General features: G+C 72.8%; 15 protein-coding genes. 10 read left to right on the top strand and 5 right to left on the bottom strand.

Annotated elements, in window-relative coordinates; genetic code table 11:
- The first annotated feature begins 106 nt into the window (after positions 1–106).
- The gene (locus ACIQLL_RS15055) at positions 107–553 is read left to right on the top strand and encodes a DUF6069 family protein (RefSeq protein ID WP_402468774.1); all 447 of its coding nucleotides are present in this window, start codon (positions 107–109) and stop codon (positions 551–553) included.
- On the opposite strand, the gene ACIQLL_RS15050 is transcribed toward ACIQLL_RS15055, so the two are convergent.
- Positions 543–1,655, bottom strand: coding sequence for a PrsW family intramembrane metalloprotease (locus ACIQLL_RS15050; protein WP_402468772.1), 1,113 nt, complete (start codon positions 1,653–1,655; stop codon positions 543–545). The genes ACIQLL_RS15055 and ACIQLL_RS15050 overlap by 11 nt on opposite strands.
- A gap of 99 nt (positions 1,656–1,754) precedes the next feature.
- Positions 1,755–3,464, bottom strand: a complete 1,710-nt coding sequence (pgi, locus tag ACIQLL_RS15045) for a glucose-6-phosphate isomerase (RefSeq protein ID WP_402468770.1) — start codon at positions 3,462–3,464, stop codon at positions 1,755–1,757.
- 226 nt (positions 3,465–3,690) lie between these two features.
- Between pgi and ACIQLL_RS15040 the strand changes: the two genes are divergently transcribed.
- Both ACIQLL_RS15040 and ACIQLL_RS15035 read left to right on the top strand, forming a co-directional pair.
- Complete coding sequence (locus ACIQLL_RS15040) at positions 3,691–4,176, top strand: DUF1269 domain-containing protein (RefSeq protein ID WP_402468767.1); 486 nt, start codon at positions 3,691–3,693, stop codon at positions 4,174–4,176.
- Positions 4,177–4,316: 140 nt separating this feature from the next.
- Positions 4,317–5,531 (top strand): phosphotransferase, encoded by a 1,215-nt coding sequence (locus ACIQLL_RS15035; protein WP_402468764.1) that lies wholly within the window; start codon positions 4,317–4,319, stop codon positions 5,529–5,531.
- A gap of 128 nt (positions 5,532–5,659) precedes the next feature.
- On the opposite strand, the gene ACIQLL_RS15030 is transcribed toward ACIQLL_RS15035, so the two are convergent.
- The gene (locus tag ACIQLL_RS15030; protein ID WP_402468761.1) at positions 5,660–6,721 is read right to left on the bottom strand and encodes a LacI family DNA-binding transcriptional regulator; all 1,062 of its coding nucleotides are present in this window, start codon (positions 6,719–6,721) and stop codon (positions 5,660–5,662) included.
- Positions 6,722–6,900: 179 nt separating this feature from the next.
- On the opposite strand from ACIQLL_RS15030, the gene ACIQLL_RS15025 reads away from it, so the two are divergent.
- The 5 genes from ACIQLL_RS15025 (at position 6,901) to ACIQLL_RS15005 (ending at position 13,118) form a co-directional block, all read left to right on the top strand.
- The gene (locus tag ACIQLL_RS15025) at positions 6,901–8,232 is read left to right on the top strand and encodes an extracellular solute-binding protein (RefSeq protein ID WP_402468759.1); all 1,332 of its coding nucleotides are present in this window, start codon (positions 6,901–6,903) and stop codon (positions 8,230–8,232) included.
- A gap of 5 nt (positions 8,233–8,237) precedes the next feature.
- Entirely contained in the window at positions 8,238–9,251 is a 1,014-nt protein-coding gene (locus ACIQLL_RS15020) for a carbohydrate ABC transporter permease (protein WP_402468757.1), read from the top strand.
- On the top strand, positions 9,251–10,144 hold the full coding sequence (locus ACIQLL_RS15015) for a carbohydrate ABC transporter permease (protein ID WP_402468755.1): 894 nt from the start codon (positions 9,251–9,253) through the stop codon (positions 10,142–10,144). The genes ACIQLL_RS15020 and ACIQLL_RS15015 overlap by 1 nt, the downstream gene beginning before the upstream one ends.
- Positions 10,145–10,164: 20 nt before the next feature.
- Positions 10,165–12,609, top strand: coding sequence for a beta-xylosidase/alpha-l-arabinosidase (locus tag ACIQLL_RS15010; protein WP_402468753.1), 2,445 nt, complete (start codon positions 10,165–10,167; stop codon positions 12,607–12,609).
- A 149-nt stretch (positions 12,610–12,758) separates the two neighbouring features.
- On the top strand, positions 12,759–13,118 hold the full coding sequence (locus tag ACIQLL_RS15005; protein WP_402468751.1) for an RNA-binding S4 domain-containing protein: 360 nt from the start codon (positions 12,759–12,761) through the stop codon (positions 13,116–13,118).
- A 133-nt stretch (positions 13,119–13,251) separates the two neighbouring features.
- Here ACIQLL_RS15005 and ACIQLL_RS15000 read toward each other — a convergent pair whose 3' ends face one another.
- Positions 13,252–13,647 (bottom strand): MerR family transcriptional regulator, encoded by a 396-nt coding sequence (locus tag ACIQLL_RS15000; RefSeq protein WP_402468749.1) that lies wholly within the window; start codon positions 13,645–13,647, stop codon positions 13,252–13,254.
- Positions 13,648–13,920: 273 nt separating this feature from the next.
- Here ACIQLL_RS15000 and ACIQLL_RS14995 point away from each other — a divergent pair, with 273 nt between their 5' ends.
- Positions 13,921–15,444: a SulP family inorganic anion transporter gene (locus tag ACIQLL_RS14995; protein ID WP_402468832.1), complete on the top strand. Its 1,524-nt coding sequence runs from the start codon at positions 13,921–13,923 to the stop codon at positions 15,442–15,444.
- An 89-nt stretch (positions 15,445–15,533) separates the two neighbouring features.
- On the top strand, positions 15,534–16,667 hold the full coding sequence (locus ACIQLL_RS14990) for a dipeptidase (RefSeq protein ID WP_402468746.1): 1,134 nt from the start codon (positions 15,534–15,536) through the stop codon (positions 16,665–16,667).
- Between the two features lie 28 nt (positions 16,668–16,695).
- Here ACIQLL_RS14990 and ACIQLL_RS14985 read toward each other — a convergent pair whose 3' ends face one another.
- Complete coding sequence (locus ACIQLL_RS14985; RefSeq protein ID WP_402468743.1) at positions 16,696–16,956, bottom strand: hypothetical protein; 261 nt, start codon at positions 16,954–16,956, stop codon at positions 16,696–16,698.
- Positions 16,957–17,228 lie beyond the last annotated feature (272 nt).

The raw sequence follows: 17,228 nt of genomic DNA, 5'->3' as shown, positions 1-17,228 counted from the left end.
CCGGTCGGGGCGGTGACCGACCGAGGACCGCAGCGCGCCGGCGAGCGGGCGCGGCAAGGTCGGGACCGATCCGGCACCGAGCCGGTGGACAGGACCTGGAGGAATCATGACCCGCACGACCGATCGACAGCCCGCGTCCGGACGCTCCACGGAGCGTGCCGGCCGAGCCCCGGCACCGTGGCTCGTGCTCCTGATCGCCGTCGCGGCCGGAGTAGTGGTCCGGCTCGTCGCGGCCGTCGCCGGGGTCGACCTCGTCGTCCGGACCGGAGGCGGCACGACGACCGTCGGGATCCTGGCCGTCCTGGTGGCGGGCGCCGTGGTCGGGCTCGCCGCCTGGGGCGTGCGTGTGCTGCTGGCCCGGTGGCTCGGTGGCGGGCACCGCGCCTGGCTGGTGCTGTGCGCCGTCGTCGCCCTGCTCTCGATGGCCGGCCCGCTGGGCGCGACCACCGCTGCCGGGACCGCGTTCCTCGTGGTCGAGCACCTGGCCGTGGGGGCCGTGCTCGCCGTGGGCCTCGCCGGACGCCGGGACCGTGCCGGCCGGGTCAGCGGGTGAACGCGACCCGCGCATGCCCCATGAGGGCGACCAGCGGGTCACGCCGGGCCACGAACGCGTCGTCGGGCACGAGTCCGAGGGCATGGCGGCGGTGCAGCATCGCCAGCTCGGTGGCGGCCTGCTGGTAATCCGCCATCGCTCGGGCTGCGCCTGGTCCGAGCGTGGCGCGGACCCGGTCCCGGGCCCGGCTGCGTGCCCGGAGCGAGGACAGCATGCGCAGGTCGCCCGGGCCCACGATCCCGACCGCCCCGTACGGCGGCAGGTAGCGCTGCACGAGCCGGACGATCCGACGTCGGTCGCGGTGCAGCACCCAGGCCAGCGCGGCCAGGACGGCGAACCCCAGGGCGTAGGCGAACCCGAGGCCCACCAGGCCGAACGCCGTCGAACCGTTCCACACCGCGTGCAGGGCGATCGCCCCCGCGAACCCTGCCAGCACCGGGACGACCCGCCGTCCGGCGGGCCGCAGCGCGGCGGTGGCCACCCCGACCCCGATCAACGAGGTGCACAGCGGGTGCAGGAGCGGGGAGACGACGCCACGGACGACGAAGGTCCACGCCAGGGTCCCCGGCGCGGCGAACGCGTAGTAGGAGATGTTCTCCACCGTGGCGAACCCGAGCGCCACCATGGAGCCGTAGATGATGCCGTCGGTCGGGCCGTTGAGCTCCTGGCGCCGGAACCACAGCAACCCGACCAGGACCGCGCCCTTGGCGAGCTCCTCGACCACCGGGGCGCTGATCGCCGCCGTGGCGTACGCGCCGAGGTCGGGGCCCAGCATCGGCGTCCAGAGCAGATCCAGCCCCGCGGTGTTGACCAGCAGGGCGAGCAGCACGGCCACCCCCGCGCCCCAGCCGAAGGCCGCGGCCAGGGTGTCGGGCGGCTCGGGCTCCAGCCGGTCCAGCGCCAGGATGCCGGCCAGCAGGAGCGGCAGCGGGGCGAGCGCCAGGACCACGGCCGTCGCCACCGGCGCGCCGCCGCCGTGCAGCATGATGGCGAGCGCGACGACGAGGCACACCGAGGACACGGCGATCGTGACGACGACGCCGACCGACGGCCGGGCCGTGGGCCGGCCGGCCAGGACCGCGCGGGGATCGAGGGGAGGCACGGCCACGACCCTAGCCAGGACCGGGCCGGGCGTGCGGCGCCGTCGGGCCCTGCCCGGTGGCAGGACGGGCCCGACGGCGCGCTCGGCAGGAGGGGGAGGTCAGCGCCGCTGCGCGCGGTAGTACCGGATGAGCGACCGGGTCGACGGGTCCTGACCCTCGAGAGCGGCGTCGTCCCCGGCCACGGCGGGCGCGACCTCCAGGGCGAGCTTCTTGCCGAGCTCCACGCCCCACTGGTCGAACGAGTCGATACCCCACACGACGCCCTGCACGAACGTGATGTGCTCGTACAGGGCGACGAGCTGGCCCAGGACGGACGGGGTCAGCGCGGGCGCCATGATCGACGTCGTCGGGCGGTTGCCCGAGAAGGTGCGGGCGCTGACGAGATCCTCGGCGGTGCCCTCCGCGCGCACCTCGTCGGCGGTCTTGCCGAAGGCCAGGGCCTGGGTCTGGGCGAAGAAGTTCGCGAGGAAGAGCTCGTGGACGTCCGCGCCGGGTGCCACCGCCTTGCCGTCGCCCTGGCCGTCGGTGAGCGGGTAGGCGGGGGTGGCGAACGCGATGAAGTCCGCCGGGATCGTGCGGGTGCCCTGGTGGATGAGCTGGTAGAAGGCGTGCTGGCCGTTGGTGCCGGGCTCGCCCCAGAACACCTCACCGGTCTGGGTGGTCACCTCCGAACCGTCCCAGCGCACGGACTTGCCGTTGGACTCCATCGTGAGCTGCTGCAGGTAGGCGGGGAACCGGTGCAGCTGCTGGGCGTAGGGGAGCACGGCGTGGGTGTGCGCGTCCAGGAAGTTGACGTACCAGACGTTGAGCAGGCCCATGAGGGCGGGCACGTTGCGCTCCAGCGGCGTGCTGCGGAAGTGCTCGTCCACGGTCCGGAAACCGGCCAGGAGCTCGCGGAAGACGTCGGGGCCGAACGTGACCGCCAGCGAGGTGCCGATGGCGGAGTCCACGGAGTAGCGGCCGCCCACCCAGTCCCAGAAGCCGAACGCGTTGGCAGGGTCGATCCCGAACGCCTCGACCTTGTCCAGGGCAGTGGAGACCGCCACGAAGTGGGCGCGCACGGCCGCCTGCTTGGCGTCGTCGTCGTCCTCGATGGCGCCGGACGCGATGAGCTGCTCCCACAGCCAGGCGCGGGCCAGTCGGGCGTTGGTCAGGGTCTCCAGCGTGCCGAAGGTCTTGGAGGCGACGATGAACAGGGTCGTCTCCGGGTCGAGCCCGGCGAGCTTCTGCGCGACGTCGGTGGGATCGATGTTCGAGACGAACCGGGCCTCCAGGTCGCTGCTGCCGTAGGGCTCCAGGGCCTCGTAGACCATGACGGGCCCCAGGTCGGAACCGCCGATGCCGATGTTGACGACCGTCGTCACCGGCTTGCCCGTGATGCCGCTCCAGGTGCCCGAGCGGACCTGCTCGGCGAAGTCGCAGACCTTGTCCAGCTCGCGGGCGACGTCGGCGTCGACGTCCTGGCCGTCGACGACGAGACCCGGCTCGGTGCCGGGGGCGCGGCGCAGCGCGGTGTGCAGGACGGCGCGGTCCTCGGTGACGTTGACGTGCTCACCGGTGAACATCGCCTCGATGCGCTCGGGCAGGTGCACCTCGTGGGCGAGCCGGACGAGCAGCTCCAGCGTGTCGTCGACGACGAGGTTCTTGGACAGGTCCACGAACAGGTCACCCGCGCTGTGGCTGAGTCGCTCGGCCCGGTCCGGGTCGGCGGCGAACCAGCCGCGCAGGTCCCCGCGGAAGTCCGTGAGGTGGCGTCGGAGATCGTCCCAGGCGGGCGTGGTGGTGGCGTCGACAGGAGGGGTCGTCATGGTGCCTACGGTAATGACCCGCCGCGGTGCGTGCGCGACCGGTCCGCCGCTGCCGTCGGCGGCGGACGCGGTGGCGGCCGCGACGGGTCCGGGGGCGCCACGGCGGTCCGGGCGGTAACTGCTTTCCGTGCCGGTTTGTCCCGGTGGCGCACGCCGGGTGCCGGTGCCAGGATCGGAACCGGTCGGGAAGGGACCCGGCCGTCACGTACGGAGGAAGGACCCGCAGATGGCCATGTTCACGGTCTGGAAGTTCGACGACCCGGCCGGTGCCGGCAAGGCCGCCGACATCATCAAGAGTGCAGCCTCCGAAGGGCTGATCACGGTCGTCGACCACGCGGTCGTCGAGTGGCCCGAGGGGGACAAGCACCCCACCACGCACGGTGTGAACGACGACACCGCGAAGGCCGGCGGCTGGGGCGCGCTGTGGGGTCTGCTGATCGGCGCGCTGTTCTTCATCCCCGTCGTCGGTGCGGTGGCCGGTGCGGCCATCGGCGGGCTGAGCCGGGCGCTGTCCAGCACGGGCATCAAGAAGGAGGACCTGGAGCGGATCCGCGCGGAGGTCGTCCCCGGCACCTCGGGCCTGTTCCTCATCTCGGAGCAGGGCGACCCGGACCGGTTCCGCGAGCGCCTGCACGGGCTCAAGGCGACGCTCATCAGCTCGAACATGTCGGACGTGGAGACCCGCGAGCTCCGGGACATGTTCGGCGCCTGAGACGCGGGACCCGACCGCCCCTCGTCCCCGGGAGGCGAGGGGCGTCGTCGTGCCCGGAATCCAAGGGCCCGAGACCGGCGGGGCGCGCCCGGCAGCGCGGTGCGCGCGCGCCGGACGCCGGTTCTGGTGAGGATGGGGCGATGGGACAGAACGACCTGGACCTCCTGACCGGGGACGACGCGACCGAGCTGCTGTCCACCGCGGTGTCCACCGCCGGTGGTGAGCTCGTGGACTGGTCGGTCCGGCAGGTGGACCACCGGCCCGGCCGCTCGACGACGGTCGCCTACCGGGCGCGCGTGCGCTGGGCGACGGCGGGGGGTGACGGCGCGTCGGTACGGACCGAGACGCTCGGCGCCTCGCTGGGCCGCCCGGGCGACCAGCAGGTGCCCGGGGTGCTCACGCTGGACGACGGCGAGCACGCCGTGGCGGTCTGGCGGTTCCCCGGCGACCCGGCGCTGCCGGCGCTGGCCACCGCCTACGACCCGGAGGCGGTCGCGACCCTGCTGGGCGACCTGGGCGTGCCGGAGGTGGCCCGTGGTCCGGTCACCCTGCGGGTGCGGGCCTACCGGCCCACCCGCCGCGCGGTGATCGAGGCCAGCACCCCGGGGGCGCGGGTGTTCCTCAAGGTGGTGCGGCCCGACAAGGTGGACGACCTCTACGAGCGCCACGCGCTGCTGGCGGGTGCCGGCCTGCCGGTGCCCAAGCCGCTGGGACGCAACGCCGACGGGCTCCTCGTCATCGCCCCGCTGGCCGGGGAGTCGATGCGGCACGCGGTGCGCGACGGCGGTCTCCTGCCGGGCGCGGACGAGATCGTCGCGACGTTGGACCGGTTGCCCGCCGCGGTCGCGGAGCTGCCCCTGCGCACCTCCTGGAGCGAGAACGCCGGGCACTACGCCTTGGTGATCGGTGCCGCGATGCCCACGGAGGCCGCGCGTGCGCTCCAGCTCGCCGACGTGGTCCGGAACCGGATCGCGGGTCTGGTCGCGGACCAGCCGACGCACGGCGACCTGTACGAGGCGCAGGTGATGCTCGACGCCGGCCGGGTCACCGGCCTGCTGGACGTGGACTCGGCCGGTCCGGGTCGGCGGGCGGACGACCTGGCCTGCCTCGTGGCGCACATCGAGACGCTGTCGCTGCTGCGCGGTTGGGACACGGTGCGCCTGCAGGAGCTCGCGCGGGGCTACGCGGCGGGGTTCTGCACGACGGTCGACCCGATCGAGCTGTCGGCGCGGGTCGCGGGCGTGCTGCTCTCCCTGGCCACCGGTCCGCACCGGGTGCAGGAGGCGGACTGGCCCGCGCAGACCTCGCGCCGCCTGGACGCCGTCGAACGCTGGCTCGGCAGCCGGCCGGACTGACGGACCGATCCGCGAGGTAGGCCGACGTCTCGCGAGGTAGGCCAGCGTCTCGCGAGGTAGGCCGACGTCTCGCGAGGTAGGCCAGGACCCCGCGAGGTAGGCCGGGACTCCGCGAGGTAGGGGGCGTGCTATGCCGTGGGGACGGGTCCGGTGCTTCCCCGGGTGATCAGGGAGGTGGGCAGGCGCAGGTGCTGCTCGCGGGGGGAGCCCTCGAGCAGGTCCAGCACCATGCGGAACGCTTCGGCACCCATGTCGTGCAGCGGCTGGGCGACGGTGGTGAGCGGGGGCGAGGTGGTCATCGACTCGGGCACGTTGTCGAAGCCGACCACGGAGAGGTCCTCGGGCACGCGCAGACCCAGCTCGGCGGCGACCTCCATGAGGTGGATCGCCGAGAGGTCGTTGGCTGCGAACACCGCGGTGGGACGCTGCCCGCGGGAGGGCGCGAGCAGCTCCCGGGCGGGGGTGTCGGCGGTGTCCGGGCGGTAGCCACCCACCCGGACCAGTGTCGGGTCGACGACGATGCCGGCGGCCTCGAGCGCCTGGCGGTACCCGAGCTCGCGCAGCCGGGCGGACTGCAGGTCGGCGCGGCCGCCGAGGTGGGCGATGCGGCGGTGGCCGAGCGCGATGAGGTGCTCGACGGCCTCGCGCGCGCCGGTGGCGTTGTCGGAGTCCACGGTGTGGGTGCCCTCGGGTCCCGTGTGCGGGTCGATCGCGACGACGGGGATGCCGTTCGCCTCGGAGAGCACCATGGTGGGCGTGACGACGATGGCGGCGTCGATGAGGGTGCCGGCGAGCCGGGAGAGCGAGCGACGCTCCCACCCGCCCAGCGTGCCGCCGTCGGACCCGCCGGAGTAGGCGAGCAGCTCGTAGCCGGTGCCGTCGACGGCGGACGAGATGCCCTTGAGCAGCTCGGTCGAGTAGGGCTCGAACTCCGCGACGAGGACGCCGACGACGTTGGTGGACTGGCGCCGCAGGCTGCGGGCGACCAGGGACGACTCGTAGCCGAGCTCGGCGACGACGCCCAGGACGCGTTCGGCCGTGGTGGGCGAGACGCCGTAGCGGTGGTTGACGACCTTGGACACGGTCGCGACCGAGACGCCGGCGACGCGCGCGACGTCGGAGATCGTCACGCGCCCGGGGCCCGGTCCGGGTCGGGTGCCCGCGGCGGGCGGGTCGGCGGCGGTGCTCACACGACGAGGGTATCCGCTGTCGGGCCGGAGGGGTGGCAGCGTCCTGCTCGTGTCGAAACCGTTATCGAAAACGATTGACGAAAGGTTGTCGACGCTGCCAGAGTGGGACGCGACGGGCGGCGAGACGTGATCGCCCGGCACTGACGTACCAGAGTCGACGACGACCAAGGGGTTCCACGATGACGAGGAAGATGCGAGGCGCGACGGCAGTCGCGCTCGGCGCGACCGTCGCCCTGCTGGCCTCGGCCTGCGCAGGCCAGGGCTCGGGCAGCACGGACGACGAGACCGACGGCGGCACCGCCACCGAGGCGGGCGGCGACGTCACCATCGAGTGGTGGCACAACTCCAACACCGGTGAGGGCAAGACCTACTACGACCAGGTGGCGGCCGACTTCGAGGAGGCCAATCCCGGGGTGACCGTCCAGGTCGAGGCCATGCAGCACGAGGACATGGTCACCAAGCTCCAGGCGGCCATGCAGGCCGGCACCGACGTCCCGGACGTCTTCATGAGCCGAGGGGGCGGTGAGCTGCAGAACGACGTCGACGCCGGTCTGCTGCGCGACCTCACCGACGACGCCTCGGACACCATCGACACCATCTCGGCGTTCGCCGGCCAGTACACGATCGAGGACCGCGTCTACGCCCTGCCGTTCTCCATGGGCATCGTCGGCTTCTGGTACAACAAGGACCTCTTCGCCGAGGCCGGGATCGACGACGTCTCCCCGGACCCGACGTTCGAGGAGTTCTCCGGCTACGTCGACCAGCTCCAGGACGCCGGGATCGACCCGATCTCCGTCGGCGCCGGCGACAAGTGGCCCGCCGCGCACTACTGGTACTACGGCGTCGTGCGCGAGTGCGAGTTCGACACGGTCGAGGCCGCCATCGAGTCCGGCGACTACTCCGACGAGTGCTTCCTCAAGGCGGGCGAGGACGTCCAGGCCATCCTGGACAAGGAGCCCTTCAACCCGGGCTTCCTGGCCACGGCGGCCCAGTCCGGCCCGACGTCGGCGTCCGGCCTGCTCGCCTCCGAGAAGGTGGGCATGGAGCTCGCGGGCCACTGGGAGCCCGGCGTCGTCGGCGGTCTGCGCGAGGACGAGCAGGTGCCCGACTGGATGGGCTGGTTCGCGTTCCCGACCTTCGACGGTCAGGCCGGCGACCCCGCCGACCAGATGGGTGGCGGCGACGCCTGGGCCGTGTCCCAGGACGCCCCCGACGCAGCGGTCGACTTCGCGCAGTACCTGCTCTCGGACGAGGTCCAGCAGGGCTTCGCCGAGCTGGACATGGGCCTGCCCACCAACCCGGCCGCGACCGACTCGCTGTCCAACGAGACGCTGGCGCAGCTCATCCCCGTCCGCGACGGCGGTGGCGAGACCCAGCTCTACCTGGACACCCGCCTCGGCCAGTCCGTGGGTGGCGCGATGAACGACGAGATCGCCCTGCTGTTCGCCGGTGAGTCCGGCCCGCAGGACGTCGTCGACGCCATCGAAGAAGCCGCGGCGTCGCAGGGATGATCGAGATGGCAGACGACGCAGCCGTCACGACGGACCCCGCGTCGCCTGCCACCTCCACCGGTCCGGCTGCCGGCGCGACCCGTCAGGGTCGCCCGGCAGCCGGGCGTCCGGGCGGGGGTCGGCGGGCGACGGACTCACAGCTCCGCAAGCGCCTGGAGATCGCGTTCTTCGTGGCGCCGGCCCTGGCGATGCTGGCCCTGTTCGTGGTCTGGCCGGTCATCACGGCCGTCCAGATGTCCGCCTTCCGGTGGAACGGACGTGGCCCCCTGGTGGACTTCGTCGGGCTCGCGAACTACGTCTCGGTGCTCACCGACGACGTGTTCGTCGGCTCGCTGGTCAACAACCTCGTCATCGTGGTCCTGTCCATCGCGATCCAGCTCCCGCTGGGACTGGCGATCGCCCTGCTGCTGAACCGCAAGATGTGGGGGCAGAGCACGCTGCGCACGATCATCTTCGTGCCGTACGTGCTGGCCGAGGTCGTGGCCGGCGTGATCTGGTTCCAGCTCCTGCAGCCCTACTACGGCGTGCTCGACACCATCCTGCAGACGGTCGGCCTGGAGCCGCCCGCGCAGGGCTGGCTCGGTGACCCGGACCTGGCGCTGTGGACCGTGATGGCGATCCTGACGTGGAAGTACCTCGGCCTGGCGGTGATCCTCTTCCTCGCCGGTCTGCAGGGCGTCCCCGAGGAGCTCTACGAGGCGGCCCAGCTCGACGGCGCCTCCTGGTGGCAGGTCCAGCGCAAGATCACCGTGCCCCTCCTGGGCCCCACGATCCGCACCTGGGGGTTCCTGTCGATGATCGGGTCCCTGCAGCTGTTCGACATGGTCTGGATCCTGACGAAGGGCGGCCCGGCCAACGCCACCAGCACCATGGCGATCTTCCTCGTCAACGAGGGCACCCGGAGCAACAACTTCGGCATCGCCGGCGCGGCCTCCGTGATCCTCTTCCTCATCGCGCTCGTCATGGCGGTGCTCTACCAGCGACTCATCCTGCGCCGGGACGCCAAGGAGGTGGCGTGATGACCACGTCGACACAGACACCAGCACCGACCGCGCCGGCCCCCGCGCCCCGGCAGCGCCGCGGCAGCGCGGGCCGGTTCCAGGGCGGCAACCCCGTGGTCTACGCGGTGGCCTTCCTGGTCGTCTGCGCCACCCTCGGGCCCGTCGTCTACGGCGTGCTCGGCGGCTTCCGCAGCAACGCCCAGCTCGCCGACGCGCCGGCGTCGTTGCCCGACCCGTGGGTCGTGAGCAACTACACCGGCGTCGTCACCAACCCGGCGTTCTGGCAGTACACCCTCAACTCCGTGGTCATCGCGGTCGTCACCACGGCGATCGTGGTCGTCTTCGGCGTCATGGCCGCGTACCCGCTCGCCCGCTACGCCTTCAAGGGGCGCGAGGTGCTGTTCATGGTGTTCGTCGCCGGGCTGCTGTTCCCCGCCACCGTGGCCGTGGTGCCGCTGTTCATCCTGCTGACCCAGAACTTCGGGCTCGGCAACACCTGGTGGGGCGTCGCCCTGCCGCAGGCCGCGTTCGCACTCCCGATGACGGTGGTCATCCTGCGGCCGTTCCTCAAGGCGCTGCCCAAGGAGCTCGAGGAGGCCGCCCAGCTCGACGGCACCAGCCGGATCGGGTTCTTCTGGCGCATCCTCATCCCGCTGTCCGGACCCGGGATGGTCACCGTCGGCGTGCTCGCCTTCGTCGGCTCGTGGAACGCGTACCTGCTGCCCCTGCTGCTGCTCCAGGGAGACATGAAGACCCTCCCGCTCGGCGTGGCCGACTTCTCCTCGGAGCACTCCTCCGACACCGCGGGCGTCTTCGCCTTCACCACGCTCGCCATGATCCCGGCGCTCGTGTTCTTCCTCGCGATGCAGAAGCGCATCGTCAACGGACTGCAGGGCGCGGTGAAGGGATGACCACGCAGAAAGAGACCTCGATGACCGACCCCACTCCCGTACCGGCCGGCCTGCGCGCGATGCCGCAGGTCACCGACCGCGTCGCGGCCCTGCACGCCCGGATGACCCTGCCGGAGAAGATCGCCCAGCTCGTCGGCTACTGGCTCGACCAGGGCGGCGACGTCGTCGCCCCGATGCAGGACGAGATGGCCGCCGGGCAGGCCGGTGGCGAGCGGCTCGGGGAGATCACCCGGCACGGGATCGGCCACTACACCCGCGTGTACGGCACCCGGCCCGTCGACCCCGCCGAGCGTGCCCGCTGGCTGTGGGACGAGCAGCGCCGGTTGCGGACCGAGACACGGCTGGGCATCCCCGCGCTCGTGCACGAGGAGTGCCTCACCGGGCTGGCCGCCTGGCAGGCCGCGACGTTCCCCACCCCGCTGGCGTGGGGCGCCTCGTTCGACCCCGCGCTCGTCGCGGAGATGGGCGGGGCCATCGGGGAGTCCATGCGGTCCCTCGGCATCCATCAGGGGCTCGCGCCCGTGCTCGACGTCGTGCGCGACCCCCGGTGGGGGCGCGTCGACGAGTGCATCGGCGAGGACCCGTACCTGGTCGGCACGGTCGGCACCGCCTACGTGCGCGGCCTGCAGGATGCCGGCGTGCACGCCACGCTGAAGCACTTCGTCGGGTACTCCGGCTCGCGCGCCGGACGCAACCACGCCCCCGTCTCGGTCGGGCCGCGGGAGATCGCCGACGTGTTCCTCCCGCCGTTCGAGATGGCCGTCCGCGACGGCGGCGTGCGTGCCGTCATGGCGTCCTACAACGAGATCGACGGCATCCCCCAGCACGCCTCCGAGGAGCACCTGACCGGGGTGCTGCGGGAGGACTGGGGGTTCGACGGCGTGGTCGTGGCCGACTACTTCGGCGTCGCGTTCCTGCAGGTCATGCAGGCCGTGGCCGCCGACCGTGCCGACGCCGCCGCCCAGGCGCTCGCGGCCGGGCTCGACATCGAGCTGCCCACCGGCGACGCGTTCGCCGGGCCGCTGCTGGAGGCGGTCGAGGACGGTCGCGTCGACGAGGCGCTGGTGGACCGCGCCGTGCTGCGCGCGCTGACGCAGAAGGAGGAGCTCGGGCTGCTCGACGACGACGCGTTCGCCGACGAGCCGCCCGCCGTCGTCGACCTCGACTCCCCCCGCCACCGGGCACTCGCCCGCCGGCTGGCCGAGGAGTCGGTCGTGCTGCTGTCGAACGACGGCGTGCTGCCGCTGAGCGGCTGGACCCGCCCCCCGGCGCGCGTCGCCGTCGTCGGGCCGAACGCCCACCGCGCCGACGCGCTCATGGGCTGCTACTCGTTCGCCAACCACGTGCTGGCCCACCACCCCGAGCACCCGCTCGGGTTCGAGATCCCGACCGTCTTCGAGGCGCTCGGCGGGGCGTTCGCCGACGTCGGCGCCGCGCAGCCCGCCCTGGTGCACGCCCGCGGCTGCGACGTCGAGGGCGAGGACACCTCCGGGTTCGCCGAGGCGGTCGCCGCCGCGTCCTCCGCGGACGTCGCGATCGTCGTCGTCGGCGACCAGGCCGGTCTGTTCGGCCGGGGCACCGTCGGCGAGGGCAACGACACCGAGTCGCTGGACCTGCCCGGCGCGCAGCGCGGCCTGGTGGAGGCCGTGACGGCCACCGGCACGCCCGTGGTCATGGTCGTGGTCTCCGGACGTCCGTACGCGATCGACTGGGCGCTCGACGGCGACCGCGGACCGGGCGCCGTCGTGCAGGCGTTCTTCCCCGGGGAGGAGGGCGGCACCGCCGTGGCCGGGGTCGTGGCCGGCGGCGTCAACCCGTCCGGACGGCTGCCGGTGTCCTTGCCCCGCGGGGCCGGGGCGCAGCCGTACTCCTACCTGCACCCGGTGCTCGGCGGGCCGAGCGACGTCACCTCGACCGACTCGACGCCCCTGCGGCCGTTCGGGTTCGGGATGTCGTACACGCGGTTCGAGTACACCGGGCTGACCGTCGAGGGCTCGGCGGCCACGGACGGGACGTTCCTCGCGTCCGTGCGGGTCACCAACGCCGGAGGCGTGGCGGGTGCCGACGTCGTCCAGCTCTACGGGCGGGACGTGGTCGGCTCCGTCACCCGGCCCGTGGCGCAGCTCCTCGCCTACGAGCGGGTGGCGCTGGCGGCGGGGGAGTCCGCCGTGGTCACCTTCACCGTGCCCGCCGCGCGGTTCGCGTTCAGCGACCGGTCGATGCGGCGGGTGGTGGAGCCCGGGGACGTCGAGGTGTGGGTCGGGTCGCACGCGGCCGCCGTCGCCGACACCACGACCGCGGAGCTGCGGGACACCACCGGCGGCGCGATCTCCAACCAGCGGGCTGCGGTCAAGCGCCGGCTGCCGGGGACGGCGACGCCACGCAGCGGCGTGACGCTCACGGGTCCGGTGCACCCCGTCGGGATCGACGACGCCCGCGTCGTCACGGCGACGGTTACCCGGTAGACCGAGTCGTGCCGAGGTAGGCATCGTCCCGCCCGGGTAGGCACGGGCGGTGCCGAGGTAGGCCCGGTCCCGCCCGGGTAGGCGGGGCGCGGGGGTGCACGACGGCGACCTCCGCCGTCGTGCACCACCGTGCGTGGCACAGTGGTGGGATGCGCATCGACATCTGGCTGTGGGCGGTCCGGCTCTTCAAGAGCCGGTCGGTCGCTGCGTCGACCCTGCGGTCCGGGCGCGTCCGGGTCGACGGCGTGGTGGCCAAGCCGTCCACGCAGGTCAAGGTCGGCGACCGGATCACCTGGCGCGACCCGCTGCGGCAACGCGTCGTCGTCGTCAAGGAGCTGCTGCCCAAGCGCGTCGGAGCACCGCTGGCGGTCAAGGCCTACGAGGACCAGAGCCCGCCGGTGCCGACCAGGGAGGAGCGGGCCGCCGTGGGGCTCCGCGAGCGGGGTGCCGGGCGCCCGACGAAGAAGGAGCGGCGGGACCTCGACAAGCTGCAGGGACGACGGCGGTAGGTCCACCGGGTCCTGGTGCTGCGGCCGTTGCCTACCTCGCCGGAACGTTGCCTACCTGGGCGGAAGGTTGCCTACCCCGCCGGAAGGTGGTCTACCTCGCGGAGGGGAGGCGGCGGGGCAGGGTCCGCGGGGGTCAGAGGGCGCGCAGGAGCCGGATGAGCTCGTCGGCCATGTCGAGCTTGCGGGCGAGCTCCGCGCGGCGCTCCTGGGCGGCCGTCACATAGGTGCCCAGCCGCTCCCGCTGGGCGGCCGCCTGATCGCCGTCGCCGTCCGCGCCGTCCGCGCCGGACGCCAGGGCGTCGGCGACCCGGAGCAGGTCGGCCATCTCCTCCAGCGAGAAGCCCAGCGGCTTCATGCGGCGGATGAGGAGCAGCCGCTCGACGTCGGACTCGGTGTAGAGGCGGAACCCGCCGTCGGACCGCGCCGACGGGCGCAGGAGCCCCACCTCGTCGTAGTGCCGCAGCGTGCGCAGCGAGAGTCCGGTGCGTTCGGCCACGGCCCCGATGTGGATGGTCTCCGGAGCGCTCATGGGGAGATTCTCGCGTGCTGGGACATGGAGGCGAACTCTACCCTCACGTGAGGGTAGAGTTGCGCCCGTCGCGGACGCCCCTGTGCCCGCATCGGCGGCCGCGACACCTGACCTCCCGCGCGACGCCGCGCCCCCTGCCCTGACCGTCCGGCCGGGTGGTCCGCCGTCGTCGGACCCTCGGTCCGCCGCGCCCTGCGCGCCACGAACCGAGAGGAGACCAACCGCGTGTCCGACGACCTGCGAGCCTCCCTGCCCGACCCAGCCCCCGAGCCGCTGCCCGCGACGGGCGCCCCCGAGGCCGACTCCTCGGGGTCGTTCCGAGCCGCCTTCCGCTCGGCGACGCGTCTGCGCACCGAGGTGCTGGCCGGCCTCGTGGTCGCGCTGGCCCTCATCCCCGAGGCCATCGCGTTCTCGATCATCGCGGGCGTGGACCCGAAGATCGGGCTCTTCGCCGCCTTCACGATGGCCGTGACGATCTCGTTCGTCGGCGGTCGCCCGGCCATGATCTCCGCCGCCACCGGCGCGATCGCGCTGGTCATCGCACCGGTGGTGCGCGACCACGGCCTCGACTACCTCGTGGCCACCGTCATCCTCGGCGGGCTGATCCAGGTGGTCCTCGGCGTGCTCGGCGTGGCGAAGCTCATGCGGTTCATCCCGCGCTCCGTCATGGTCGGGTTCGTCAACGCCCTGGCGATCCTCATCTTCTCCTCGCAGCTGCCGCACCTGTTCGGCGACAAGGTCACGGGCGACAACCGCTGGTGGATCTTCGGCCTGGTCGCCGCCGGTCTGGCCGTCATGGTGTTCTTCCCGCGGATCACCACCGTGGTCCCGGCCCCGCTGGTCGCGATCGTGCTGCTGACCATCGTGACGGTCACCGCGAGCATCGCCGTGCCGACCGTGGGCGACGAGGGCGAGCTGCCGTCGTCGCTGCCCGCCCTGCTCTTCCCCGACGTGCCCCTGAACCTCGAGACGTTGCAGATCATCGCCCCCTACGCGCTGGCGATGGCGCTGGTGGGCCTCATCGAGTCGCTGCTGACCGCCAAGCTGGTCGACGACGTCACCGACACCCACTCGAACAAGACGCGGGAGTCCTGGGGCCAGGGCGTCGCGAACGTCGTCACCGGGTTCTTCGGCGGCATGGGCGGCTGCGCCATGATCGGTCAGACCATGATCAACGTGAAGGTCTCCGGCGCCCGGACGCGGCTGTCCACGTTCCTCGCCGGTGTGTTCCTGCTGATCCTCGTGGTGGTCCTCGGCGACGTCGTGTCGATCATCCCGATGGCGGCACTCGTGGCGGTCATGATCATGGTGGCGGTCGGCACGTTCGACTGGCACTCGATCCAGCCGTCCACGCTGCGGCGCATGCCCGTGCCGGAGACCGTGGTCATGCTCGCCACGGTCGGCGTCACGGTGTGGACCCACAACCTGGCCTACGGCGTGATCGTCGGCGTGATCGTCGCCGCGGTGCTGTTCGCGCAGCGGGTCGCGCACCTGACCACGGTGACCCGCCTGGACGCGAGCGACGACGACGGCGAGCGCGTCTACGCCGTCGACGGCGAGCTGTTCTTCGCCTCGTCCAACGACCTGGTCTACCAGTTCGACTACGCGGGCGACCCGCAGCGGGTGGTCATCGACATGACCGAGGCGCACGTGTGGGACGCCTCCACCGTGGCCGCCCTGGACGCCGTCCAGCACAAGTACGCCGCCAAGGGCAAGACGGTGGAGTTCCGCGGGCTCAACGCGGACAGCGAGGCGCGCCTGGACCTGCTGGCGGGCAGGCTCGGCGCCGGGCACTGACCCGGCGAGCGGGCGCCCGGCTCCCGTGGGAGCCGGGCCCCGGCCCTCACGGGCGCCCGGCTCCCGGCCCCCGGCGTAGGGTCGCCGTCATGGTGAGCGAACGCATCAGCGACCTCCTGGCCGACCAGCCCGTCTGGGACGGCCACAACGACCTGGCCTGGGAGGTGCGCGTCCAGGCCGGCTCCGACTGGGACCGGCTGGACATCGCCGCCTCGACGGCGGGAAGCACCCACACCGACATCCCGCGGCTGCGGGCCGGGGGAGTGGGCGCCCAGTTCTGGTCGGTGTACGTCCCGACCACGTTCACCGGCCCGGACGCCGTCGTCGCGACCCTCGAGCAGATCGACGTCGTGCACCGCATGGCGGGCCGCTACCCGGACCAGATCCAGCTCGCGGCCGGGGTCAGCGGCGTGCGCGAGGCGTGGTCGCACGGCCGGATCGCCGGCCTGCTGGGCGCCGAGGGCGGCCACTGCATCGACTCCTCGTTGGCCGTGCTGCGCATGTACTGCGCGCTCGGGGTGCGCTACATGACCCTCACCCACAACGACAGCACGCCGTGGGCCGACTCCGCCACGGATGCTCCGGGCGGTCACGGCGGGCTCAGCGACTTCGGCCGCGAGGTCGTGGCCGAGATGAACCGCATCGGCATGCTCGTGGACCTGTCCCACGTGGCCGAGGGCACCATGGACGCCGCCCTCGACGTCACCAGCGCGCCGGTGATCTTCTCCCACTCCAGCGCCCGCGCCGTCTGCGACGTGCCGCGCAACGTGCCCGACGGCGTCCTGTCCCGGTTGGCCGGCAACGGCGGCGTCTGCATGGTCACGTTCGTGCCGCAGTTCGTCACCCCGGCGGTCGCCGAGTGGAAGGACGAGGCGGCCGACGCCGCGGCTGCCGAGGGCGTCCGGTCGACCGACTACCTGGCGTTCAGCACGTTCCTCGAGCGGTGGCGGGGGAAGCACCCGGCCCCGCCCTCGCGGCTGTCCGACGTCGTCGCGCACGTCGAGCACGTCCGGGAGGTCGCGGGGATCGACCACGTCGGGCTCGGCGGTGACTACGACGGCGCGTCGGGGTTCGCGCCGGAGCTCGCGGACGTGGCGGGGTATCCCGCGCTGCTGGAGGCGCTCGCGGACCGCGGCTGGTCGGACGCCGACCTGGGGAAACTCACCAGCGGCAACATCCTGCGCGTGCTGCGCGACGCCGAGGACGTGTCCGTGCAGTCGTGACGGGACGCGAGGTTCCCGGGTGCCGGGATCAGACGCCGAGGGACCGCGCCGACCAGGACAGGCCGAGGGTCTGCAGCACGTCGGTCGGCTCCCGGTCGGTGGCGTCGGAGTAGGCCCGCAGGGACAGCACGGACGCCGTGAGCATCGTGGTCATCACCTGACGCGCCAGCCGGGGATCCTGGCTGGCCTCGTCGAGGAGCTCCTGGACGATCCGGGAACGGATCCCGAGATCGGGGTCGGAGCATGCGGTCAGGAGTGCGATCGTCGTCGCCCCGGCTTCGCTGCACATGCGTCCCCCCGATGTCAAGGCCTGGTGAGTCCGGTCTACCGCACGGGGTTGCGTGCCGCGAGCCGAGACGCGGCGGTCGATCAGATCGTGACCTGGTCGGGCGCCCGTCCGTGGGATGCTCCGGCGGTGCGGGTCCGGCGTCCGGGTGCCTCGACGTCATGTCAAGATCTGGCAACACCTCGTCAATGCGGGTTCTGGTCAGCACCAGGAAACCGCTACCATCACCGCGGCGACCAGCAGGATCGCCGGACGACGAGAGCGACGGAGCAGAC

The organism is Isoptericola aurantiacus, from assembly GCF_044769875.1.
In the GTDB taxonomy this organism is placed as follows: Bacteria; Actinomycetota; Actinomycetes; order Actinomycetales; family Cellulomonadaceae; genus Isoptericola; species Isoptericola aurantiacus.
The sequence above is the reverse complement of the archived record's forward strand: the minus strand, read 5'-3'. Positions and strand labels throughout refer to the sequence as shown.